The sequence below is a fragment of the Corynebacterium auriscanis genome (assembly GCF_030408435.1).
In the GTDB taxonomy this organism is placed as follows: domain Bacteria; phylum Actinomycetota; class Actinomycetes; order Mycobacteriales; family Mycobacteriaceae; genus Corynebacterium; species Corynebacterium auriscanis.
This window is the reverse complement of record NZ_CP047046.1, coordinates 1381256-1405131: the sequence shown is the minus strand read 5'-3', so window position 1 is coordinate 1405131 and position 23876 is coordinate 1381256. Positions and strand designations below refer to the sequence as shown.

19 protein-coding genes are annotated in these 23876 nt (G+C 57.3%); 10 read left to right on the top strand and 9 right to left on the bottom strand.

From position 1 onward, the window contains the following. Positions 1 to 8: 8 nt before the first annotated feature. The 4 genes from CAURIC_RS05905 to gluA are packed head-to-tail and all read right to left on the bottom strand — an operon-like array spanning position 9 to position 3298. Positions 9 to 944, bottom strand: coding sequence for an amino acid ABC transporter permease (locus tag CAURIC_RS05905; protein ID WP_035112883.1), 936 nt, complete (start codon positions 942 to 944; stop codon positions 9 to 11). Beyond that, the gene (locus tag CAURIC_RS05900) at positions 945 to 1631 is read right to left on the bottom strand and encodes an amino acid ABC transporter permease (protein ID WP_035112885.1); all 687 of its coding nucleotides are present in this window, start codon (positions 1629 to 1631) and stop codon (positions 945 to 947) included. It lies immediately after the preceding gene. A gap of 17 nt (positions 1632 to 1648) precedes the next feature. Further along, the gene (locus CAURIC_RS05895; RefSeq protein ID WP_035112888.1) at positions 1649 to 2530 is read right to left on the bottom strand and encodes a glutamate ABC transporter substrate-binding protein; all 882 of its coding nucleotides are present in this window, start codon (positions 2528 to 2530) and stop codon (positions 1649 to 1651) included. Positions 2531 to 2545: 15 nt separating this feature from the next. Continuing rightward, positions 2546 to 3298 carry a glutamate ABC transporter ATP-binding protein GluA gene (gene gluA, locus CAURIC_RS05890; protein ID WP_035112890.1) on the bottom strand — a complete coding sequence of 251 codons (753 nt, stop codon included), beginning with the start codon at positions 3296 to 3298 and terminating at the stop codon, positions 2546 to 2548. A 239-nt stretch (positions 3299 to 3537) separates the two neighbouring features. Between gluA and miaB the strand changes: the two genes are divergently transcribed. Both miaB and CAURIC_RS05880 read left to right on the top strand, forming a co-directional pair. Continuing rightward, a complete protein-coding gene (gene miaB / locus CAURIC_RS05885) occupies positions 3538 to 5061 on the top strand; it encodes a tRNA (N6-isopentenyl adenosine(37)-C2)-methylthiotransferase MiaB (RefSeq protein ID WP_035112892.1) in 1524 nt (507 codons plus the stop codon). Continuing rightward, a complete protein-coding gene (locus CAURIC_RS05880; RefSeq protein WP_035112894.1) occupies positions 5054 to 5812 on the top strand; it encodes an Rv2732c family membrane protein in 759 nt (252 codons plus the stop codon). Before miaB ends, CAURIC_RS05880 begins: the two co-directional genes overlap by 8 nt. Here CAURIC_RS05880 and CAURIC_RS05875 read toward each other — a convergent pair. Further along, positions 5809 to 7194: a DUF349 domain-containing protein gene (locus CAURIC_RS05875; RefSeq protein WP_035112896.1), complete on the bottom strand. Its 1386-nt coding sequence runs from the start codon at positions 7192 to 7194 to the stop codon at positions 5809 to 5811. The two genes, CAURIC_RS05880 and CAURIC_RS05875, sit on opposite strands and share 4 nt — an antisense overlap. Positions 7195 to 7447: 253 nt before the next feature. Here CAURIC_RS05875 and miaA point away from each other — a divergent pair, with 253 nt between their 5' ends. Then, positions 7448 to 8380, top strand: a complete 933-nt coding sequence (gene miaA / locus CAURIC_RS05870; protein ID WP_410170324.1) for a tRNA (adenosine(37)-N6)-dimethylallyltransferase MiaA — start codon at positions 7448 to 7450, stop codon at positions 8378 to 8380. Between the two features lie 11 nt (positions 8381 to 8391). Continuing rightward, positions 8392 to 9342, top strand: a complete 951-nt coding sequence (dapF, locus tag CAURIC_RS05865; RefSeq protein ID WP_084588052.1) for a diaminopimelate epimerase — start codon at positions 8392 to 8394, stop codon at positions 9340 to 9342. A gap of 91 nt (positions 9343 to 9433) precedes the next feature. On the opposite strand, the gene CAURIC_RS05860 is transcribed toward dapF, so the two are convergent. Continuing rightward, the gene (locus CAURIC_RS05860; protein WP_035113055.1) at positions 9434 to 10237 is read right to left on the bottom strand and encodes a hypothetical protein; all 804 of its coding nucleotides are present in this window, start codon (positions 10235 to 10237) and stop codon (positions 9434 to 9436) included. 81 nt (positions 10238 to 10318) lie between these two features. Here CAURIC_RS05860 and hflX point away from each other — a divergent pair, with 81 nt between their 5' ends. Continuing rightward, positions 10319 to 11791, top strand: a complete 1473-nt coding sequence (gene hflX / locus CAURIC_RS05855) for a GTPase HflX (RefSeq protein WP_035112898.1) — start codon at positions 10319 to 10321, stop codon at positions 11789 to 11791. A gap of 21 nt (positions 11792 to 11812) precedes the next feature. Then, complete coding sequence (locus CAURIC_RS05850; protein ID WP_035112900.1) at positions 11813 to 13129, top strand: uracil-xanthine permease family protein; 1317 nt, start codon at positions 11813 to 11815, stop codon at positions 13127 to 13129. Here CAURIC_RS05850 and CAURIC_RS05845 read toward each other — a convergent pair. Beyond that, positions 13126 to 14028 carry a DeoR/GlpR family DNA-binding transcription regulator gene (locus CAURIC_RS05845; RefSeq protein WP_035112902.1) on the bottom strand — a complete coding sequence of 301 codons (903 nt, stop codon included), beginning with the start codon at positions 14026 to 14028 and terminating at the stop codon, positions 13126 to 13128. The two genes, CAURIC_RS05850 and CAURIC_RS05845, sit on opposite strands and share 4 nt — an antisense overlap. 110 nt (positions 14029 to 14138) lie before the next feature. Then, positions 14139 to 14963 (bottom strand): transcriptional repressor LexA, encoded by an 825-nt coding sequence (gene lexA / locus CAURIC_RS05840; RefSeq protein WP_084588053.1) that lies wholly within the window; start codon positions 14961 to 14963, stop codon positions 14139 to 14141. 315 nt (positions 14964 to 15278) lie between these two features. Here lexA and CAURIC_RS05835 point away from each other — a divergent pair, with 315 nt between their 5' ends. Both CAURIC_RS05835 and nrdR read left to right on the top strand, forming a co-directional pair. Continuing rightward, a complete protein-coding gene (locus CAURIC_RS05835) occupies positions 15279 to 15716 on the top strand; it encodes a hypothetical protein (RefSeq protein WP_035112904.1) in 438 nt (145 codons plus the stop codon). 119 nt (positions 15717 to 15835) lie between these two features. Further along, on the top strand, positions 15836 to 16297 hold the full coding sequence (gene nrdR / locus CAURIC_RS05830; protein WP_035112906.1) for a transcriptional regulator NrdR: 462 nt from the start codon (positions 15836 to 15838) through the stop codon (positions 16295 to 16297). A 47-nt stretch (positions 16298 to 16344) separates the two neighbouring features. On the opposite strand, the gene hrpA is transcribed toward nrdR, so the two are convergent. Continuing rightward, positions 16345 to 20427: an ATP-dependent RNA helicase HrpA gene (gene hrpA, locus CAURIC_RS05825; protein WP_035112909.1), complete on the bottom strand. Its 4083-nt coding sequence runs from the start codon at positions 20425 to 20427 to the stop codon at positions 16345 to 16347. Between the two features lie 190 nt (positions 20428 to 20617). On the opposite strand from hrpA, the gene CAURIC_RS05820 reads away from it, so the two are divergent. Then, the gene (locus CAURIC_RS05820) at positions 20618 to 22669 is read left to right on the top strand and encodes a neutral/alkaline non-lysosomal ceramidase N-terminal domain-containing protein (protein ID WP_322972976.1); all 2052 of its coding nucleotides are present in this window, start codon (positions 20618 to 20620) and stop codon (positions 22667 to 22669) included. 225 nt (positions 22670 to 22894) lie between these two features. Next, positions 22895 to 23863 (top strand): hydrogen peroxide-inducible genes activator, encoded by a 969-nt coding sequence (locus CAURIC_RS05815; protein WP_035112911.1) that lies wholly within the window; start codon positions 22895 to 22897, stop codon positions 23861 to 23863. Positions 23864 to 23876 lie beyond the last annotated feature (13 nt).

Below are 23876 nucleotides of genomic sequence, written 5' to 3'. Positions count from 1 at the left end.
ACTGGCGATTAGTAATCTTGCTTCAAATCGCGATAGTCAGGGTTGTGCCAGTCCACGTTGGTTTCGTCCTTGGTGACCACGCCCACGTCCTTTTGGTGTGGAACCTTCGCCACAATATTGCGGCGAGCACGACCGGCCCGTAGCTGGGTTTCCATACGTTCGGCCAGGCGGGAGAGCAGATAGTTGACCAGGATCATGACGATCGCGACCACGACCATCGCCGCCAGGTAGTTCTTGTACCACGATGCGGCCTGCAGGCTGGAACGCACAACCTCTACGTAGCCAATTAGGTAACCCAGCGCGGAATCCTTCAAGGCGATGACCATCTGCGACACCAACGCTGGCAGCATCGAAGCGACAGCCTGGGGGAGAAGGATCTTGAACATAGTTTGGCGTCGAGACAATCCAAGGGCAATCGCGGCTTCTTCCTGACCGGCCGGCAGTGACCGAATGCCAGAGCGCAGGATTTCGGCGATCACCGAACCGTTGTACATGGTCAGGCCGAAAATCACCGCGGCAAATGCCAAGTGTTTCGTTGGCACCAGACCATAGATAGCGAATACCTGGTAGGCAAAGATCATCAGCAGCAGCACGGGGATGGAGCGGAAGAACTCCACGATGACCGTGCATACCCAGCGAACTGGTGCGATCTCTGACAGACGGCCCAAACCTAGGATCGTGCCCACGATGATAGCCAGGATGATGGAAGCCACCGCTGCCTTCAGGGTGCCCCACAACCCGGGCAGGATGTAGGTTGTCCACATGTCGCCGGTGAGGAACGGCTGCCAATTCTCGGCTGCAAATTGGCCGTTGTTGTTCAACCGGATTCCGACCCACAGCAACACGGCCGCGGTGATGATAATCGTGGCTGCAGTCAGCAGCCGGTTGATTTGTTGACCCCGAGGACCCGGGGCGTCGTACAAAACAGTTGCACGAGTAGACATTTATCGCTTCACCGCCAATCGCTTACCCGCTGCGCCGAAGATCAAGCCCATTGGCAGCGTGAGGATGATGAAGCCGAGGGCGATAACACCGAAGATCACAAACACCTGGTTAGCGTGATTCTCCACGGTGGACTTCATCAGTAGGGATGCCTCTGCCACACCGATCACGGACGCGATCGTGGTGTTTTTCGTCAATGCAATCAGGGTGTTACCCAAGGGCACAATCGCACCGCGCAATGCCTGCGGGAAAATGATGTGGCGGAAATTCTGCATGAAGCTCAGGCCCAATGAACGGGCAGCCTCTGCCTGGCCAAACGGCACTGTGTTGATGCCAGAGCGCAGCGACTCGGCCACGAAAGATGAGGTGTACAGCACAAACGCCAACACAGCGAGGCGGAAGTTGTTGGTCGTCGTAAAAGTAGCACCCTGTCCTGCCAGGGCAATGTCCAGATTCACATAGAGACCCAGCGAGGCGAACAGGACAATCAACGTCAAGGGTGTATTACGAACGGTGTTGATATAGAACGTCGCGAGGCTACGCAGAATCCCGATGGGGGAAACACGCATCGCCGTCAAAATTGTGCCTAGGATCATGGATCCCAGGGCCGACCAGAACGTGAGTTTCACGGTCGTCCAAAACGCCGGAAGAAGCTCCGGCCCCATTTCAGACCATAGTTCGGCATTCATCGGTGTTACCCTCCTTCCTACTTCTTATCGATGAAGGAGAGGTCGCCGATCTTGGGCTTGTCTCCAGGTTGGATGGCATCACCGAGGTTGTCCTTGATGATGCGTTCGTATTCGCCAGAATCATGCATTTCGTTAAGGGCATCGTTGACAGCCTTTACCGCGTCCGGTTGCCCCTTGGCCATACCGATTCCGTAATTCTCGTTGGTCCAATAAGAGCCGTCTTCCTTTTTCAACTCGACCACGCGCATCCTGCCGGGGTACTGCTCAGCGAACCCAGCCAAGATCGTGGCGTCGGTAGAAAGAGCATCCACCTTGCCGCGCGCTAGCGCTTCCACGCAGGCGGAATAGGTGTCGAATTCTTGTAGTTGAACCTCTGGCAGCGCATTCTTGATCTTCTGCGCTGGAGTGGATCCCGTCACCGAGCACACCTTGGTGCGCGCGCCCATGTCACTAAGACCCTGGATCGGGTCGTCCTTACGTACCAGAATTGCCTGGTGAGTAAGCAGGTACGGACCACCGAAGTCCACGGACTTATACCGGCCCTTGTTGATCGAATAGGTGGCGGCGATCATGTCCACCTCACCGTTTTTGATCAGCGTTTCGCGCTGGGCCGATGGGGTCTCTCGCCAGGTGATCTGTGGCTGCGCCCAGCCGTTCTTCTCCGCGATGTGCTTGATGACATACCGAGAGACATCGGTATCCACGCCCTCGTAATCCTTGGACGGTGTGCGCACGCCCAGTCCCGGCTGGTCGAACTTTGTTCCCAGGATTACGTGACCGGACTTGATGGATTCCAACAGCGTGCGGGCTTCATTGGATCCGCAGGCCGCGAGAGCTGCTGCGCTACATAGAGCAACGATCGCCGCGAGGATCCGTTTGGGTAGCAATTGAGTTCGCATATTCGCCCGCTTCCTCTAGTGGCCCAGGATTTTGCCGAGGAAGTCCTTGGCGCGATCAGACGTTGGATTGGTGAAAAAGCTCTCGGGATCTGCGTCCTCTACGATGCTGCCATCGGCCATGAATAACACGCGATCGGCGGCTTTGCGTGCGAATCCCATCTCGTGGGTCACACAAACCATGGTCATGCCATCGGCGGCTAGGCCAGCCATGACGTCCAGCACCTCGTTGATCATTTCAGGGTCGAGCGCGGATGTCGGTTCGTCGAACAGCATGACGCGGGGCTCCATTGCGAGAGCGCGGGCAATGGCCACGCGCTGCTGTTGACCACCCGATAGTTGGGCAGGGTATTTCTCGGCCTGCGCGGCAATGCCTACTCGATCGAGCAGCTGCATCGCCAGCTTCTTGGCCTCTTCTTTGCCTAGACCGCGAACCTTCATCGGGGCCAGTGTGACGTTATCCAGAATCGTCATGTGGCTAAACAGGTTGAAGGACTGGAAAACCATGCCCACTTCGGCGCGTAGCTTTGCAAGCTTCTTGCCCTCTTCGGGAAGTAGGTCACCGTAGATCCGAATCTCGCCGGAGTCAATCGTTTCCAGCCGGTTGATGGTGCGGCACAACGTGGATTTGCCTGAACCCGAGGGGCCCAGAAGCACGACAACTTGCCCAGAAGGTATCTCCAGGTTGATGTCGCGCAGAGCGTGGTAGTCGCCGAAATGCTTGTTTACATTCCGCAACGTGATTGCGGAAGTAGATGTGTTTTCTGCCATAGGCGATAGGTTAGTGCACGAGGGCTCACTTTTAAGAAACTTTGCGCCACCAATTACAGGTATTTGACGGTAGTTTCTGCTATTGGTGCTCTCTGCGATAGGATGGCTGGCTGTAATAACCCCCGCGTGCCCCCGCTGCTCATAGTTCGTTGACGTGGTGTTTTCTCACTTTTGCAAGCAGTGTAGACCGGCTCGGCACGCTCTTTTTTATTCCGACGCCCACGAGGTGAATAGTGACGATGAACCCCCAGGCCCGCACGTATGAGGTGCGCACGTTCGGCTGCCAGATGAATGTTCACGATTCCGAGCGGCTCTCCGGCCTCCTAGAAGACAATGGATATATACCTGTTGGTGACGGTCAGACTCCGGATGTCGTGGTTTTCAACACCTGTGCTGTGCGTGAAAATGCCGATAATCGACTGTATGGAACCCTTGGCCAGATGAAGGCGGTCAAGGAAAACCATCCGGGCATGCAAATCGCGGTAGGTGGATGCATGGCGCAGAAGGATAAGCAGACGGTTGTACAGAAGGCTCCGTGGGTCGACGTAGTCTTTGGCACGCACAATCTGGGTAGTCTGCCCACGCTGCTGGCCCGTTCCGCCCATAACGATCGCGCGGAAGTGGAGATTGTGGACAGCTTGGAAGAGTTTCCTTCGGTTCTTCCGGCCAAGCGCGAATCGGCCTACGCGGGCTGGGTATCCGTGTCCGTGGGCTGCAACAACACTTGTACGTTCTGCATCGTGCCCTCGTTGCGTGGCAAGGAGCAAGACCGCCGACCGGGGGAGATCCTGGCAGAGGTCAAAGCGCTCGTGGACCAGGGGGTGAGCGAAGTGACGTTGCTGGGGCAAAACGTCAACGCCTACGGTGTGAACTTCTCCGATCCCCACCTAGAGCGTGACCGCGGCGCGTTCGCGAAGTTGTTGCGTGCATGTGGCGAGATCGAGGGTTTGGAACGGTTGCGCTTTACCAGTCCGCACCCGGCAGAATTCACCGACGATGTGATTGAGGCTATGGCGGAAACCCCCGTTGTGTGTCCGCAGCTGCACATGCCGCTGCAATCGGGTAGCGACAAGGTTCTTAAGGATATGCGCCGGTCCTACCGTTCCAAGAAGTTCTTGGAGATTTTGGAGAAGGTGCGCCAGCGGATTCCGAAGGCGTCCATTACGACGGACATCATTGTGGGCTTTCCCGGTGAAACGGAAGAAGACTTCCAGGCCACCCTGGACGTGGTAGAGAAATCCCGGTTTACCAGCGCGTATACCTTCCAGTACTCTCCTCGTCCGGGCACTCCCGCGGCCGAAATGGACAACCAGATCCCTAAGCATATCGTCCAGGAGCGTTATGAGCGCCTGCTGGATCTGCAGGAACGCATCAGTCGCGAGGAGAACGAAAAGCTTATCGGCACTACTCAAGAGCTGCTCGTTCAGGCAGATGGTCGCAAGAACGACGAAACCCGGCGCATGAGTGGGCGGTCCCGGGACGGCCGGCTCATCCACTTTGACCCCACGGTGGAGGGCATTCGCGCTGGCGACATTGTGGAGGTTGAGGTCACCGGTGCTGCGGCCTATTTTCTTTTCGCCGACGCCGGCGTGCTCAGCCACCGCAGGACCAAGGCAGGGGACATGACTGCGGCAGGACAAACTCCAACCACGGCGCCCGTCGGCGTCGGGCTTGGAATGCCAGGATTCAGCCGACACACGGCAAGTGTAAAACAGCAACCGGTAGAAACGGGATGTGCAACAGGAGGATGCGGCTGTGAGTAATCGAGACACGCAAGAGACAAACCCGCAGGAAGCTAGTGCGCAGCGAACTGCGACAGCTAACCCGAAGCGGGCGGATGCCCTAGCACAGTACCGCGGTGATCTGGAATCTGCCGAAAAGAAGGCGGCGCGCGATGTAAATTATCAGCCGTTCCTGCCTTTCCTGGCGATTGGAATCTTCGGCGTGCTGCTCGCGATCTTTCTGCCACACGCGGGGCAGGTCAAGGGCTACGATGTGCTGTTTAATTCCCCGGTAGCCCAACAGTTCAATACTAAGTTACCCGAGCGCGCTTTCAGCTGGCTGGCGCTAACCGGCGGCGTTCTACTGACCGCGGGAACAATTGTGTCGCGGTCGTGGCTGGTCGCGTGGGTGAACTGGTTCTTCGTCGGAGTGGCGTGGTGGTATTCTGCTTTCGCGATCTGGATTCGCCAATCGCGTCCGGTGACGGATCCCGGTGAGGGACCTGCTTACGGCCTGATTTTCGCGGCCGTATGCCTGACGATCCTGTTTGTCACGTTGTCGATCCTCTTGTTCCGCAAAACTCCGCTGCAAAGGGCCCTTGCTAAGGCTCGGCGCGAGGAGGCCCACCGGGACGAGAAATCCCGTCTCAAGCAGCAGCGATTGCGCACAGGGCTGCAGGAGCGCGAGCAGGTCAATGATTTCGTGGATGACCGTCGCGCGATTGTCGCGGAGCGCCGCCGGCAGCGCCGCGCCCTGCAGGATGCACCCGCGGACCAGCCTAAAGAGGACTAACTCTCGATAGCTGCTGCAGCGGTATCTGCCCACTGCTGCCACTGAGCCGCCTGCTCCCGGAGCGTGGCGGCTTTTTTGCTATTGCCCTTAGCTTCGGCGGCCTCAGCTTCTTGGCTGTACTGGTCGGCTTTGGCCTGAAACTGTGCAATTCTGGATTGCGCTTCTGGGTCGGTGCGGCGCCATTCAGCATCGGCGGCCTCGGACACACGCCGCTCTACAGCTGCGATTTTGTCTTCAAATTCACGCACTTGTCCACGGGGGACATACCCGATGTCTTCCCACTTTTCCTGCAGCTCGTGAAGAGCCTCGCGGGACTTCTCCACACCGTGGGTGGAGGGGTCGACCTTGGCATCATAGTCATCTAAGAGCTTCTGCTTGGCTTGGGCGTTCGCTAAGAATTCCTCGTCGCGCTTCGCATCGTTGGCTTTGCGGGCATCGAAGAACTTATCCTGCGCTGCGCGGAAGCGTTGCCATAGCTTGTCATCAACGTCGCGGTGTGCTCGGCCGGCGGCTTTCCATTCCTTCATAAGCTCGCGGTAAGCGCGGGAGGTCTCTGCCCAATCGGTGGAATCCTGCAGTGCTTCGGCGCGCTCAACTAGGTTTTCCTTGACGTTTTTCACGGCCATACGGTTGCGATCTAGCTCGGCGAAGTGTGCTCCCCGCCGCTTGCGGAAATTATCGCGGGCCGCTGCGTAGCGTTTCCACAATTGATCGTCGGTCTTGCGATCCACGCCCTTGATAGATTTCCATTCGTCGACGATGGCGCGCAGGCGATCTCCCGTTGCCTTCCAGTCCGTGGAATCCGCAGCCAGTTTTTCAGCCTCGGTTGCGAGTGCTTCCTTGCGCTCGGTGGCCTCTGACCGACGGCGCTCCTTCAAGGACTCGACCTGCTGCTCGACCCCCACTGACTGCGTGGCAATAGAAGCCAAACGGGTCTGCAGGCTTTCGATGTCTCCGATGATGGCGGCGGTATCGAGGTCCTCGCGGATTTTCGCGGCATCTGAACGGATGCGACGCGCTTCTTCCGGGTGGGTGGTCAGGCGCATTTCAAGCAACGCAATCTCCGTGGAGACGTCGTCGTAACGGGCGCCGAAGTGCGCTAGGCCCTCCTCGGGGGTTCCGGCTTTAAAGTCACCGATGTGTCTTTCACCGTGAGAAGTCACGACATATGCAGTGCCGTCGTCCTCCACGCGACCCCACTTGGCTGGATCGTTGTGCGGGATGTGCACGCTGCCCGTCAGTGCTTGCGCGCCTTTCACTGCAGTGCGGTTGTTGGCCAGAGCAGCAGGGCTAGGCTTTGGCTGAGGCCTTGGCTGAGGCTTTGGCTGGGACTGTGGGTCCTGCTGGTTAGCATTCGCCCGATCATGCGGTCGGTTGGTCATCGTGGTACTCCTTGCTCCCGCGCCTGGAGGGCTAGAAACTGAGTGAATGCTCTCCAGAGCGGGACTTTCATTCTTGCCGCGCGTCACGGCTGCCGTGGAATAGCTATAGAACAGCTATGGAATAGCTAACGGGTGCGATTCCTTCTTCTGCCGAGTATGGCAGATTCTTACATTCTTGGGTGGAATTACTCCCCACTTATTCCTCGCCACTGTGTGAGGCCTCCTGGGGGGTGGAGGGCTAGACTGGCAAGTCATGAATGGAATTAGCGCCACCAATGGGATTAACCCAGTGGCGGTGGTGGGGCCGACGGGCGCGGGGAAATCAGCAATGTCTCTCGCGCTCGCGCACGAACTCGGTGGTGAAATTATCAACATCGATTCCATGCAGCTTTATCAAGGCATGGATATTGGCACCGCTAAGCTCACCGTGGCCGAACGCGAGGGCATCCCGCACCACCAGCTGGATATCTGGCCGGTGACCAAACCGGCTTCCGTAGCCGAATACCGCGTGGGCGCGATTGCCGATGCCGAAGCAATAATGGCCCGCGGTAAAACACCCATATTTGTGGGTGGCTCCATGATGTACGTGCAGGCCTTGGTCGATGAATGGGACTTTCCTCCCACCGACCCTGCGGTCCGTGGGAAGTGGGAAAGCACACTGGCAGAGATCGGGGTGGAAGCACTACACGCGCATTTAGCAACGGTTGATCCCCAGGCGGCCTCGATTATTGAAGCCCGGGATCCACGTCGCACAGTTCGTGCTCTGGAGGTCATTGAGCTCACAGGCAAACCGTTTGCCGCCTCTCAGCCACCCAAAGACCGCCCGGCGCGGTGGAACATGGACATCTTGGGTTTGCAGGCGGATGCGGAATGGTTGAATCCACGACTGGAACAGCGCGTGGACATCATGTTTGAGCGTGGCCTCGTAGCGGAAGTCGAGCGGTTGAAAGCTGCAGGACTGCGCCGCGATTCCACGGCTGGTCAGGCGATTGGTTACGCCCAGGTGTTGGACTACTTAGACGAGCACATGACGGAAGCACAGGCGCGGGAGGCCACGGTGATTGGCACTCGCCGTTATGCCCGCAGGCAGCGTAGTTGGTTCCGCCGTGATCCTCGCGTGCAATGGATACCGGCCAATCAGCCCGATGCAATCGGACGTGCGTTACAACTGGTCCGCTCACGGTAGGCTGGGGCACCATGACTGACACACAATCTGCCCACGAGCCCGGTGTGAGCTTCCCGGAGGGGGCGGCCACGCGCTTCATCAAGGCGCATGGCACGGAGAACGATTTCGTCTTCCTCGTCGACCCATCCGTCGCGGTTGATCTGACCGACGAACGGGTGCGCCGAATTGCCGATCGCCGTGCGGGTATCGGCGGGGATGGTGTGATTCGTGTGGCGACTGCTGCTTCTCTTATCGACGCCCGCGTCGTCGACGAATCCATTCTCGCCCCGGCCCCTGATGACCCATCGTCCGCCATCCAGGGGGAGGAGTGGTTTATGGATTACCGCAATGCGGATGGTTCAATCGCGGAGATGTGCGGCAATGGTGTGCGCGCGTTCGCTCACGTGCTGGTCGCAGAACATCTGGTGGGCGGGGATAAACCAGAATTCCCACTGCAGGTGGGAGTAGGAACGCGTGCGGGTCGTAAGCTCGTCACCATTCACAGTGCTGATGAGGTGCACGCATACGTCAGCGTGAACATGGGCCAACCGGAGGTTACGGGGATGTCCACTGCCACGGTGGGAGGGTTCAAGCTGGCCGGGCTGGGCGTGGACATGGGGAATCCCCACCTGGCTGCGGTTATTCCCAACCTCACGGCGACTGACTTGGCAACCTTGCCCGTGGGTCAGCCCGTGGAGTGGGATAATGCGTTCTTCCCCAATGGGGTGAATGTGGAAATTCTCACGCCCTTAGAGAACGGTGCTATTCACATGCGCGTACATGAGCGAGGTGTGGGGGAAACCCGCAGCTGTGGCACGGGAACGGTAGCAGCCGCGGTGGCCGCGTTGGCCGACGCCGAACAGGAATTCGGCACGGTCACCGTGAACATCCCCGGTGGCCAAGTGATGGTAGACATTACTGAAGACGCCGCGATCCTCACTGGACCCGCGGAGATCGTCGCTCGAGGCGAGATGGTTGTGTAGCCACTAAGCTGTTGAAACTCTGGTGGGCGCTGCAGTCTCACTGGACGCCGGCAACGCTAGAGCCCTCAGCTCTTGCTGGGGCCATGCCGTACTAGTGGGCCCCGCCGCAGCCACAGTTGCCGGACCCGCAACCTCCACTGGTGGCGCAGCTGGCGGCTTCGATGGCGGTGGCGGTGAAGGCGACATCTCCTGACAGAATGAGCGGACGGGGCTGGCCGTTAATGCTCGTCGCTAATGCGGCAAGATCCCCGGCGCTTTCCGGCAGTACCACCGTAAACTCGAACGGCGAGTGTACGGTGCACACCCAGAACGACTGTCCAGTCAGGTCCGACGTGCGTTTCACAACCTCCGTAGTCTCCACCGCGATGTGTGCTTTGGAGTGTGGCGCTGCAGCTCCCGAATTCATCTCGGAAAGCCCGATCGATTCCACAGTTCCCACAGAGGTGCCACCGGCGGCGGCGAAGAACGTGGCGTCGGTAAAAAGTGAAACATCGACGGCCAAAGCGGTCACTTCCACCGGTTGGTACTGCATGCTAGTGATATCGGCCAGCATGGGGCCCTGTGCAATGGTCGCGGTGACGGAGGAAACGACCGGCGCATCTTGGTTGCTTGTTTGCAGCGCTGGGCTATCGTCGACGATGTCCAGCACGCCAACAACCTCGTTGATCATGGAAATGTGCGCGCTGGTGCCCACCCCGCCGGAAAAGCTAGCGAAAGAACCATATGGTGGGGCGGTAAGAATCACCAGCCGGGCTCCGCTGGGATCATCGTATTGGAGGACCTGTCCACCCTCGACCTCGCCCGATACGGCTAAACGCCCAGAAGCATAAGCGGCCTCTAGCGCGTCCTGCCACTGTGGGAATTGAAGACCAACACTCGTCAGCTCAGCAATCATGAATCCCACTGTAGACCCCACAGTGTGAATGACCCGCATCGGATTGGTTTCGTGCAGGTAAACGTGCAAAAATAGTAGCTAATGACTGAAGAAAGCAAGCTTTACCCCGGCGCTGAGCGCGCTACCGAAGGGGAAAACTTTTTTATCGACGCCACCACGCCAACCATTGGTGAGCTGGATTTGGAAGCACGTTCCTCCTTGCGCAGGCTCACACGCGGAACCAGCACTTACACCGATGAGCAAGCCGACGGTTATGACGTTGAGTACCGCAAACTCCGCCTCGAAAAGGTGGTGCTGGTAGGTGTGTGGACCGAAGGGACCGTGGAGCAAATTGAGGCGCGGCTCGAGGAACTGGCCGCGCTGGCAGAAACCGCTGGATCGGAAATCGCAGATATTACCTATCAAAAGCGAGATAAGCCCGATGCTGGAACGTACATCGGGAGAGGCAAGGTGGACGAGCTACGGCAGGTTGTCGTGGAAACCGGTTCGGATACCGTGATTTGCGACGGCGAATTGAGCCCGGGACAAATGATCGCTCTGGAGAAGGCTCTGGACGTAAAAGTAATCGACCGCACCATGCTCATCTTGGATATCTTCGCCCAGCATGCGAAATCCAAGGAAGGTAAAGCCCAGGTTGCTTTGGCTCAGATGGAATACCTCATTACGCGCGTGCGCGGGTGGGGCGGTGCGCTGTCTCGTCAGGCCGGTGGACGTGCCGGAGCCAATGGCGGTGTGGGGCTGCGTGGCCCGGGTGAAACGAAGATCGAGGCGGATCGTCGCAGGTTGCGTGCCGAAATGGCACGGTTGCGAAAAGAGATTGCGGGAATGAAAAAGTCGCGCGATATTAAGCGCGAACGCCGTGATTCTGCTGCGATTGCGCAGGTCGCTATCGCAGGGTACACCAACGCCGGTAAGTCGTCGTTGATTAATGCCTTGACCGGCGCCGGCGTACTAGTCGAAGATGCGTTGTTCGCGACCTTGGATCCCACGACGCGTCGTGCCGAATTGGCCGATGGCCGCGCAGTCATCTTCACCGATACCGTTGGATTCGTGCGCCATCTGCCCACGCAATTGGTAGAGGCTTTCCGTTCCACCTTGGAAGAGGTCATGGCCGCGGATGTGGTGCTGCACGTGGTGGACGGTTCGGATCCATTCCCACTGGAGCAGATCGCCGCTGTAAACAAAGTCATCGGTGAAATCGTGGAAGAAAGCGGCGAGCAGGCTCCACCCGAAATTTTGGTGGTCAACAAAATCGACAAAGCTGATCCCTTGGTTCTCGCGGAATTACGTCACCGTTTGAGCGATGTGGTATTTGTCTCCGCGCACACGGGTGAAGGTGTGGCTGAGCTCGAAACGCGATTGGAACTGTTCCTCAATTCGCTCGATTGCCAGGTAGTGCTGCATGTGCCGTTCGACCGCGGGGACGTGGTGGCCCGGGTGCATGAACTAGGCACCGTTTTGTCTGAGAGCTATGACGAAAACGGAACGCGACTAGAGGTCCGTCTCCCCGCCCAGGTTGCCGCGGAATTGGATCAATTCACTATCCGGCAATAACAGCCTTTAGAGTTTGAGGCTGTGAGTAACCATTTAAAATCCCCGGAACACGGCTCCTGGTTTGGGTGGGCCCTACACGGTGACGGCAAGACTATCGGTTTTGGCGAGGTAGTCGCGCCCGAAGAGCGCCTATCGTGGGGTCGCACCATCGGAATCGGAATGCAGCACGTCATTGCAATGTTTGGTGCCACGTTGTTGGTGCCGACCCTCACCGGTTTTCCTGTGAACACCACTTTGCTGTTTTCTGGTGTGGGAACCATCCTGTTTCTGCTGGCCACCCGAAATCGACTGCCGTCGTACTTGGGTAGCTCTTTTGCATTTATCGCTCCATTGACCGCGACGCAAGCGCAGGGAATCGGCGCCCAGCTGGGCGGTGTCATTGCTGCGGGCGCGGTCCTCATCGCTGTAGGCATTGTGGTTACTGCTTTGGGCCGAGGCGTTATCGACGCCGTGATGCCGCCTGCCGTGACTGGCGCAATTGTTGCGCTCATCGGATTGAACTTGGCGCCAACTGCCACCGCCAACGTGGAGAAGCAGCCTCTTATTGCTGGGGTCACATTGTTGGCGATCGTATTGATCACCGTGGCGGGGCGGGGAATGCTGGGGCGCCTCGCGATTTTGCTGGGGGTGACTATTGGCTGGGTGTTCGCATGGACCACCGGTGGCATTAGTAGCGAGTCCCGGGAAGCGATCGCCGCCGCCCGATGGGTTGGACTGCCACAGTTTCACCAGCCCGAATTTCACCTGGCAGCAGTGGCAGTGACCTTGCCAGTAGTGGTGGTGCTCATTGCGGAAAACGTCGGGCATGTGAAGGCCGTAGCAACCATGACTCAGCGCAACCTGGATGACCTGGCGGGGCCCGCGTTGATGGCTGATGGTGCCGCCACTGTCCTCGCGGGTGGGTGTGGTGGAAGTGGCACTACGACGTATGCGGAGAACATCGGGGTGATGGCCGCTACCCGTGTTTATTCTTCTGCTGCCTATTGGGTGGCGGCGACCTTCGCAATCATCTTGGCCTTCATTCCTAAATTCGGCGCCGTGATCCTGACGATTCCAGCCGGAGTTCTTGGCGGGGCAACGATCGTGCTCTACGGCATGATCGGTCTGCTGGGAGTGCGTATTTGGCAGGATAACAAGGTGAAGCTGACTGACCCCGTGAACCTGACGGCAGCGGCTGTAGCGCTCGTTGCAGGCATCGGCAACCTTACCCTCAATGTGGGCTCTATCGCGCTGGAGGGAATTGCATGGGGTTCGGTGGGGATCATCGTGGCCTACCCAGCGATGCGTTGGCTCTACGACCATGTGGGTGAGGGGCAACAAAGTAGACAGCTTGACTAGGTGCCAGGCTGGGCAAAGACCACGTCGATTCCCGAATCTTTGAGCGCCTGTACGTAAGTATCGGGCGCCCCGGGATCAGTCACGAGCATTGATAAATCGTCAATGGAGGCAAAACTGACCAGGTAGTCCAAGCCGAACTTTGAGGAATCGCATAGGGCGACGACACGGTCGGCATTGGTGACCATGCAGCGCTTGATTGCTCCCTCCGCGGCGTCGGGAGTAGAAAGCCCATGTGCCATGGTGAGTGCGTTTGTACCGATGAAAGCGACATCCGCGTGAAGCACACCCAGTTGTCGGGTGGCGATGGGACCAACGACGGCACGGGATTGAGGGCGCACGTCACCGCCGATAAGCAAAATGTCAATGGAGGGCGTGTTTGCCAATCGGTAGGCAATGTGGAGGGAGTTGGTGATCACCCGCAGTGGGGGAAAGTGCGTGGTAGCCCCGCTGTTGGGGGTGGGCGATGAGTGATCCCGGCGGGACTCTGCCTGGCCGGGAGAGATTCCGTCACCGTCTGCGTCGATCAGATGGGGGGCGTTGCCCCTGACAGACTGTTCGGCTAGGTAGTCGGCCAGCACGCCCGTGGTTGTGCCGGCATCGAGAAAAATAGTCGAACCGGGTTTAGGCAGATGCTGTGCGGCTTCTCGGCCGATGGCCAGTTTGGCCTGAATACTAGCTTTCGAGCGGGTTTCCACACTGGTGTATTCAGTGTGGTACTTAGGCACGGGTACGGCCCCGCCGTGTACGCGATAAAGCAGCCCGCTGTCATTGAGGGCGGCGAGGTCGCGACGAATAGTTTCGGCCGTTACGCGAAAACGATCGGCAAGTTCGTTGACTGTGACTCGACCTTGCACCGCGGCGAGGGAGACAATCTGTCGTCTGCGTTCGGTGGATTGCACTCCTGTCGCTCCTTGCTGGGAATATGCCGACTACTTTTGGCCTGTCGAACAAATTCTAGCGAGGTAGTTGAACCCCGGGCGTGAGTGCCGGGGAACGGGGGTGGCGAGTGTTAGATTTTGCGGAGCACGGCGACAACTTTGCCAAGTATTTGGGAGTGCTCGGCTGGGATTGGCTCGAACAGATCGTTGTGGGGGAGCAGCCACAGTCCCTCAGAATCTTTGTGGAATTCCTTCACGGTCGCTTCGCCATCAATCATCGCTGCAACGAAGTCACCAAAGTCAGCGGTGGACTGGGAACGTACAGCGACCCAGTCACCGTTGAGAATGCCCGCATCCCGCATGGAATCGCCGACAACCTGGAGCAGGAAGAGTTCTCCGCCCCCCACCAACTCACCCGGAAGTGGAAAGTGAGCTTCCACGTTTTGCTCCGCGAGGATGGGGTTGCCAGCAGCAATCTGCCCGACAACGGGGACGTAGGTCGCCTCAGGCAGGTTTTCATCACCTTCAGAGCGAGGTTGACGGCCGGGTTTGCGCCCTGGGGTCTTCTTGCCACGCTTTTCATATTCACGAACGTCTACGGCGCGCGGTTTCTTATCCTCACGTCGCAGGTAACCGGCTTCCTCAAGCAAATTGAGGTGGTAGGAGACCGACGAGGTTGACTGCAGGCCGACTGCATCGGCGATTTCACGAATACTTGGGGGATATCCGCGCAAGCTCTTTGAATTTTGAATGACCTCTAGAATGCGACGCTGGCGCTCCGTGGGTTGCTTCCGCCCCTGAGCCTTTTCGGCCCTACGATCGGCATCGGATTTTTTGGGCCGTCCGCGACGCGGTGGCGTGCTGGAGTTGGGCAATGGGGTGGGGGGCGTAATGGGTGAATTATCGGTGGACTTTGGGTTCGCAGATCGGGGTTTCTGGCTGCCGGCGGGCGACATGGGGGCTCCTAACTTTGATGACTCATCGATTCTTACACTACCGCAGTTGCGGACAGTTTTGGCATAGGTGTTCGAAAAATGTTCGAAAAAACACTCGACAACAATCGAACAACCGTGCTAGCGTGTGAATTGTCGTCATAATAGAACAGAAGAGCGAAAATGTGGTTGTTCGAGGCTGGGTTGTCGTCCCTGGTTCGTAATGTGACGATCGCAAGCTTTCAGCCGGGTTACCCGGCGGGCTATGGGCAACCGGAGCACTCTTCGGAGCGCTTCCGTTTATTTGGCTAGTAAGAACACTAAGAAAGAGGTTATGACATGTCCACTCCGGTTATTTTTTCCCGTCGTCCCCTAGCAGACCTGAACAATCAGCAACGGGGGTATGCGATCGTGGAAGGTCGCCGCGTACCGCGCACCGCAGGAGTGCGGCGACCTCACACCGTTAAACCCCAGTGGGAGCAAGAGGATTCTCGTGGAGGTTCGAACACGCGTTTCGCCGGTCCAGTATTGGAACGGGCACCCCGTAGCGTGGCGAGCGGTCATATCTTAGCCACCTCTCATTGTCGAACGCATTCGAAGCGATTGGGTTTGCTCGAACGTATTCGTCGCCGCACCTTGGCTATAGTGTCATCTCCGGGCGGAGTTATCATTTCCACCTCGGCTATTTTCCTTTCCATTACCTTGGCGCCGGTGGTAGCCGAAGAGCCCGTGCAATTGTCGGGAACAGCTCCAGCGCAAATAGCACAGATGAAGTAATTCAGGGGCGAGTCATAGAGAGTAGGAAAACCGCGGGGCGGGGGCTTTCAGCAGCCAAAGGTTCCGCGTTTTTCCGGCCCACTGTTCTGGGATTTGGGTGTGGGACTAGCATTAAGGCCGTGTTGTGTCCGTCTTGTAGTTCCCAATCCTCGAAAGTGGTCGACTCCCGCACCGTCGATCACGGCGTGGCGATCCGCCGGCGCCGTGAGTGCAACAAGTGTGCCACCCGCTTCACCACACTAGAACGCAGCATCTTGTTGGTCACCAAGCGCAACGGGGTGACGGAGGAATTCAGCCGCGACAAGCTCATCAAAGGCGTCCGGCGGGCCTGTCAAGGTCGGGAAGTGTCCGACGATGCCCTTAAGGTGTTGGCACAACAGGTGGAACAATCCATACGTGCCCAGCACGGATCCCAAGTTCAAGCTAACGATATCGGTTTGGCGATTCTGGACCCGCTACGAACCCTGGACGAGGTTGCTTATCTGCGCTTCGCCTCCGTCTACAAGTCGTTTTCCAGTGCAGACGACTTCGAACGGGAAATTGAATCCCTCCGCGCGCACCGTACCGACGGCTGCCAGTAAGGCCAAGGCTTGGCCCGCCTAAGCTCTAGGGGCAGCGCGGCACAGCACTAGCGTATCTTGGCTAGGGCTTTTCTGATGCGTTGTGCCGAAACGCTCTTCGTAGTCCCCAACTGCTGGGCAAACAGGCTGACACGTAATTCCTCGATCAACCACCGTACGTCTTTAAGCTGGGGGGAAGCCGCGCGGGTTGAGGGCAGGCGCTTTACTGTTTCTTCGTAATCCGCCAAGACCGCGCGGACCTCGTCATCCAAGTCCATCTCGCGATCAGGATCTGAATTCATCATCTCCAGTCGCGCCCTCATTGCGGCGACGTAGCGTGGGACATGTTTCATCTGACTAATTCCGGCGCGTGCGATAGCCCCCGGGCCAGCATAGAAATCCAGTTGCTTCTTCATATCGTCAATTGCTTCGCCGCTCCAACCGTCCAACTCGGTACGCATATCGGCAACAGCTAAAAGGGCAGGGGCCACGGCCACTACATATTGCCGTACTAAAGAGGGGCCCTGTTTACTGGCGACGGCTAGTACTTCCGCGCACTTATCCGGATCACGGATAACGGACCCAGCCTTCGTGAGAATTTCCTTGCAGGCCAGTGCAACTAACGAATCAAGCAGAGGTTCCAATCCGCCGGGAGACGATTCCAGTGCTACACGCTGGCGCAACGGCAATCCCTTAATCATGGCGGCTGGTGCCACCTTACATTTTTCAACCATCATGTGCAGAACCGTAGAAAACTGCTGGGCGGCCGCTCCATTTGCACTGGGTAGAGCCGTTAGCACGACGGTACCGTCGCTTTCCAGCTTCAGTGCCGGATAAGTGTGTACCGTGTGCCCGTCGATAATGGCTTCAATAGTCTCCGGAATGGTTCCAATACCATCGATTGTCCAGGTATCTTCGCGGGCAAGTACCCCTCCGGTGCCAGTTCCTCCAGAACCAGTTCCCTCAGAGCGACCGGTCTTCTGACCGCCGAAGCGGGTGGTTCCCAGATTCTTGCTGCCACGGTCGGCGCCAGAATTGCTCTTTCCGCCACCAGTTTTTGAGGGCTTCTTTCCCGAGTGCACGCTATGCGCGGATGCATCGACCGGGGAGGGCGCGCTTCCACTGCGCTGGCCGGTCGCCCTAGCGGTGGCTTGGGCAATAGCCTGGTTAATCTGCCCGGTCAGGCGCTGTTGCAGCGCTTCCAGGTGACGACCCTTGGCTACGACCTTCCCACGCCGATCAACTGCAGCGAACTGCATCCTTAGGTGATCGGGCACACGCGACCAATCGAAATCATCCGCGTTGATACCACTCCCGCCTAAGCTACGTAAGGCATCTGCAAGGGCAATATCGATGGGTCCGTCAAAAGGAATCATCCGCTCCAATGCCCGTTCAGCAAAGTTGGTTGCCGGAACCACGGACTTGCGCAGCGCCTTCGGTAAGGTCTTGATTAGCGCGACGCACAATTCCTGGCGCAATCCAGCTACCAACCACTGCGTTTCCTCCTGGCTGACGTTCACCAACAGGGGTAACGGGACCACCATTGTTATACCGTCGTCTGGATCGCCAGGCTGGAATACATAGCGGAGTTCGAACTCCAGTGAACCCTGCCGCCACGTATCGGGGAAAGCATCGGCGGCAGCGGCAGCTTCCTCTGAATCAATCAGATTGTCATAGGTGAAATCCAACAGCTCAGGATTGGTATGCCGCGCCTTTTTCCACCAAGAATCGAAATGTCGCGCGGAAATGATGTTGGCTGGAAGCTTAGTGTCGTAAAAATCAAAAAGCGTTTGATCGTCGACGATAATATCGCGGCGGCGAGCTTTGTCCTCTAGCGTGCCTGCTTCCTCCAACAGCTTCTGATTACGCTTGAAGAAGTGGTGGCGTGTGGACCAATCACCCTCCACTAGTGCGTGGCGAATAAACAATTCGCGTGCCAGCGGACGGTCGATGCGCCCCAAATTGATGCGTCTATCGGCAACGAGGGGAAGGCCCAATAGCAACACCTTTTCGTGGGCCATTGCGGCCCCCCGCGAACTGGACCAATAGGGTTCGCTGTGGTTGTACTTCACCATATGTGGAGCGATGTCTTCAATCCATTCTGGTGTAACGGGTCCCACCGTGCGGGCAAATAGTTGCGATGTTTCCACCAGTTCCGCAGCCATGACCCACTGCGGCGGTTTCTTCGCTACGTGCGAAGAAGGATGTACTACGAAATGCGAATTACGCGCACCCGTAAACTGTCGACTAGATCCTTCTCGCATTCCAATATGTGTGATCAACCCAGCAAGCACACTGCGATGAACAGATTCCTCATTGAGCGTCGCGGGATCGATTGCTAGGTCTCTCATATGACGAAGATTTGGAACCTTCCAGGAAAGGTCCTGGATAACCGTGAGTAATTGCCTCACTAAATCCATCCATTCACGCACGCGCATGTAGTGTATGAATTCATTTTGGCATAGCTTCCGGAATTGATTTCCAGATAGCTCTCGGCGTTGCTCCTGCAGGTGAGACCACAGTTTTAGAATGCTGATAAAATCTGAATCCGCGGCAAACCGGGCATGGCTTTGATCAGCTTTGGCTTGCTGTTCCAATGGGCGCTCGCGGACATCTTGAATACTCAAGGCTGCAACGATTACCGCCACAGGCTCAAGCACATCGTTTCGATGCGCTGCCTCTAGCATGCGGGCTAGTCGTGGGTCAGTAGGGATTCGCGCGAGGTCCCGGCCAATGTTCGTTAATTTTAGATCGACGCCTTGCTCTAGCGCGCCCAGTTCCTGCAGTAGGCTCACACCATCCCGGATCGATTTTCTATCGGGGGATTGTAAAAACGGAAATTCTTGAATATCGCCAAGCCCTAGCGCGGCCATGGCTAGAATGACACTAGCCAAGTGGGTGCGCAAAATTTCGGGGTCAGTGAATTCGGAACGGGCTTGAAAATCCTCCTCAGAATACAGCCGTATTGCTATACCATCAGCTGTACGGCCGCAACGGCCAGAGCGCTGTTTGGCGCTGGCTTGGCTAATTTCTTCAACCGGCAGGCGCTGTACCTTCGTTCGATGCGAATATCGTGAAATACGTGCGTATCCGGTATCGACGACATAATGTATTCCGGGTACGGTGAGGGAGGTTTCCGCTATATTTGTGGCTAATACAATGCGACGGCGGCCGCCGGGATTAAAAACACGGTGTTGTTCGGCATTGGATAGGCGCCCGAAAAGCGGAAGGATATCTACGCGACGTGGACCGTTGGAGTTGAATTCCGTTTCCAGAGCGTCAGCTGCATCGCGGATCTCTCGCTCGCCCGAAAAGAAGCACAGGATGTCTCCTGGACCTTCCTTGACAAGCTCTCTACATGCTGCCACTAGACCTTCCAGCGGATCGGTTTCCTGCGCGATAAGCTCACCCGACTGTTCGTCCAGGTGCTCTGTGCGTAAAGGTCGGTAGCGGATTTCCACTGGGTAGGTACGTCCACTGACTTCGATGATCGGGGCCGGGGATCCATCGGGCGAGCTGAAATGCTCTGCGAAACTCTCAGGGTCAATGGTGGCCGACGTGATGATGAGCTTGAGATCGGGGCGCTGGGGCAATAGTTGCTTGAGAAAACCCAGCAGGAAATCGATGTTCAGGCTGCGCTCATGGGCCTCATCCACAATGATCGTATCGTATTGGCGCAACATGGCATCGTGCTGGATCTCATTGAGCAGCACACCATCGGTCATTAGCTTCACGCTGGTCGCAGGCGCGGTCCTATCATCAAAGCGGATTTTGTAGCCCACGGGCGATTCTGGGTCTCCTACATCGTGGCCCAGTTCTTCTGCGATGCGCTCTGCCACACTTCGGGCTGCGATACGACGAGGTTGGGTATGGCCGATCAACTTGCGTCGGCCACGGCCGAGCTCCAAGCACATCTTCGGGATCTGTGTGGTCTTACCGGAACCAGTTTCACCCGCAATGATGACTACCTGGTTGTCGCGAATTGCCTCAACGATATCGTCGTGCCGTTCACTAACCGGTAGAGCGGCAGGATAAGTGAGGGCGGGGGTGGGGCGTAGGGGTTTGTTCCGCCGGCTCCGCGAATGACCCTTTTTGCGAGAGCGAGGGCCGGTTGTAGTGGTGTTTTGGTCCTGAGGGTTGGCGGGATTCACCTGCTTAACACTATCAATTGGGGTGAAGTCAATAAAACTTAGGCAATTTAACCACGTGGCTGGTTTTGACTTTCTAATATGTGTTCCAATCCATAAGTATTTTTGGGAAGCTATGTCTTCTCTACGAGTCCCCAAGGAGCTTGCTGTGAGCCACCGTTGTTCTTCCGATTCAGCGCCCTCAGTTTTCCCTGTGTTCGAATCCGAGTTGAGTCGCCGTAAGTTTTTCGGAGGGCTAGCAGCGGTTTCCGGAACGGTCCTGTGGGCTGGCTCTTCAGAAGGTCAACAGGGTGTTGCCAATGCCGAACCGCGGGCAACCAACCCGTCCGCTCCCGGCCTGCACGTGGGCCGGGCTATGGCTGATATCACCGGCGAACCTTGGGGTGCGGGTTTTAACGGCTATGCCGTATTGGAACAAACGGCAGTGGGTATTCAGCGCCGTCAGTACGCTCGAGCGTTCATTTTTGCCGACGAAGCCAATCCGGACAACCGGGTCGTACATGTCACTGCGGACATCGGTTTGATGTTCCAATCGATCCAGTTGGAAGTGCTGCGCCGTCTGCGTGGTCGTTTCGGAAGCTTGTACGGGGAGCACAATGTGCTCATTACCGCTACGCACACCCACGTTGCGCCGGGTGGTACGTCACAGCACCTCATGGTGGATCTCACCACCGCGGGATTCCGGCCAGTCACGTTTGAAGCTACCGTCAAGGGTGTAGTGGATGCCATCGAGCGAGCCCACGAAGATGTCTCACCAGCGGATGTCACCATCGCCGAGTCCACCGTCGAAGATGCAGGCCGCAACCGTTCACGTCCGGCGTGGGAAAAGAATCCAGCTGAAGACAAACTGGTGAACCCGACCGGGGTGGATACTCGCAGCGTCACCGTGCACGTTTCCAAAAACAATCGCCCGGTGGGCTTGATCAACTGGTATTCCATTCACCCCACTAGCTTCTCTAGTGAGTATCAGCACATCGCCTCGGACAATAAGGGATATGCCGCATGGGCCACGGAAGAGGCTGTGGGCGTTGACCATCGCTATCCAGACAAAGCCGAATTCGTGGCTGCTTTTGCCAACGCAACACCCGGTGACATCACACCAAACCACGGACTGGTGCCAAAATCGGGACCTGGCAAGGACGAACGTGAATCCGCGAAGATTCTCGGTGAGCGAATGATGGAAGGTGTCGCCAAGGGTGGAATGGGTTCGGCGATGGGCAAGGGCGGCATCGATGTCCGGTATCGCTGGGTCGATTGCACCACGTTGACTGTGGATGGGAAATGGACTCCCGATGGCGAGCCAGGTGAATTAGGTCCAGCGATTCTGGGTGCGGCATTCGCGGCTTCTTCCCAGGAAGATGGCGGGGGTGAACCTGCGTTGGGTCTGAATGAGGGCGAGCGGGGCGGAACCCCATGGGTGAAAGCCCTGAATGAAGTCACCGTCCCACCGGGGGTTGCCAAGATTCACGGGAACAAGGAGATTTTGCTTCCACTGGGCTACGTGCCCGGAATGATTCAGCAGACCCACCCGTTCTATATCCACCGGATCGGCGGGTTGGTTCTGGTCGCATTGGGCTTTGAACCCACCATCACATCCGGCCTGCGCCTACGCCGGACGGTGGCGGATGCTCTGGGCGTCGATACATCTGCAGTGGTCGTGCAGGGGTACACCAACTCCTATGGTCACTACCTCACCACACCAGAGGAATATCAAACCCAGAACTACGAAGGTGGCGCGACAATCTTCGGCGTGAACCAGTTGCCCGCATTCCAGCAAGTTTTCCACGATCTGGCGGTCGCGATGAAGAATGGAAAAGACGTGGAGGCAGGTCGACCAGCCGGTGACCTCACTGGATTGATCCCTAAGTCCTTGAAGGGGAATCCGTGGTTGGATACCCCGCCTGCAGGCAAGAAATTTGGCGAGGTGTTGAAAAAACCTGATGTGGTTAAGGCGGGTGAAATCCTTTCAGTGGAGTTCGTTGGCGCGAATCCAAACAATAATCTACGCCACGGCGAAGGCTATCTCACCATTGAAGATCCATCTGGAAAGGTAATTGCCAACGATTCTTCTGAATCCACGTTGCTCACGTTCGCCAACAACTTCTCCACCACAACCGCGACCGTAGAATGGAACACCGCGGAGGTGAAACCAGGGGAGTACACTATTCGCTACCGAGGAGATTCGCGGGCGTTCCTCGGCAAGGTCACGCCATTTGAGGGGGTGGCTCAGGTAACTGTTTCCTAGTACTGGTGAGAGTGCCGGGGCAGGCTATTGCACTGGTTCCCACAGTTTCCTGTGGCCACAGCAGGTTGCGATCCGTGCAATGGTGGCCTCGGTGGCCCCGCAAAATGCGAAAATGGTGAACAGAATTAGCCCAAGCATAACGAATGCTTTTGAATTCCCCTGCTGCAAATCTATCGTTTCCCCAGATTAAGCAAATAGGGGGATTTGTATTGTAAGCTAAAGCATGTGTCTACCAGAGAATATCGCCCTACAATCACGCAGCTCCGTACTTTCGTCAGCATTGCAGAGTACGGCCATTTCGGAACGGCCGCATCCAACCTAGGGATTTCCCAGCCGTCGTTGTCGCAGGCACTGGCAGCTTTGGAGACCGGTCTGGATGTTCAGCTCATCGAAAGATCTACTCGTAAGGTTATCGTCACCTCCACCGGTGAAGAGCTGCTGCCTTTGGCCAAGGCGACGTTGGCTAGTCTCGACGACTTTGTGACCAAAGCGCATGGCGCACAAGGCGGCTTGGAGGGAGGGATCTCTATCGGCATGATCCCAACCTTGGCGCCCTATATCCTTCCCGAGTTCTTATCCGAGGCCAGCGCTAAATTACCTACGTTGCAACCGGTGGTCACGGAGGATAAAACCGAAGCCCTGCTGGATAATCTGCGTTTTGGGAAGTTCGACCTGGCGATTATTGCCAGCCCCGATACCACCACGGGGCTGAAGTTCGAGCGTCTCTTCCTAGAAGAATTCGTGCTTGTGGTTCCACAGGGTCACCAGCTGGCCGGACGGCGAAATTTGAAGGTCTCTGACATCCCCCAGGACGAACTGTTGCTGCTGGACGACGGACACTGCTTGCGCGACCAGGTACTAGACCTATGCCGCACTGTGAAAAACAGCGGCGAAGTTCGAAACCTAGCTCGGGCAACTAGCTTGAATACGCTGATCCAGTTGGTGGCCGCGGGGCAAGGTATCACCCTCATTCCGCTGAGTTCAATCACATCTGAACATCGACGCCCCGGAGTGGATTTCGCCACGTTCGCGGGTGGGGCCTCTGTGGCTGGTCGACAAATGGGCTATGTGTTCCGTACGAGTAGCGCGCGGGGCAGTGATTATGCAGAGCTGGGCAAGATCATTACCGTCGCATTCGATAGGGCCGAGAAAGCATCGCGAGAGTTGCTGGAATCCACGATGCAGGGCCGGTAGGGCTGGCCCATCT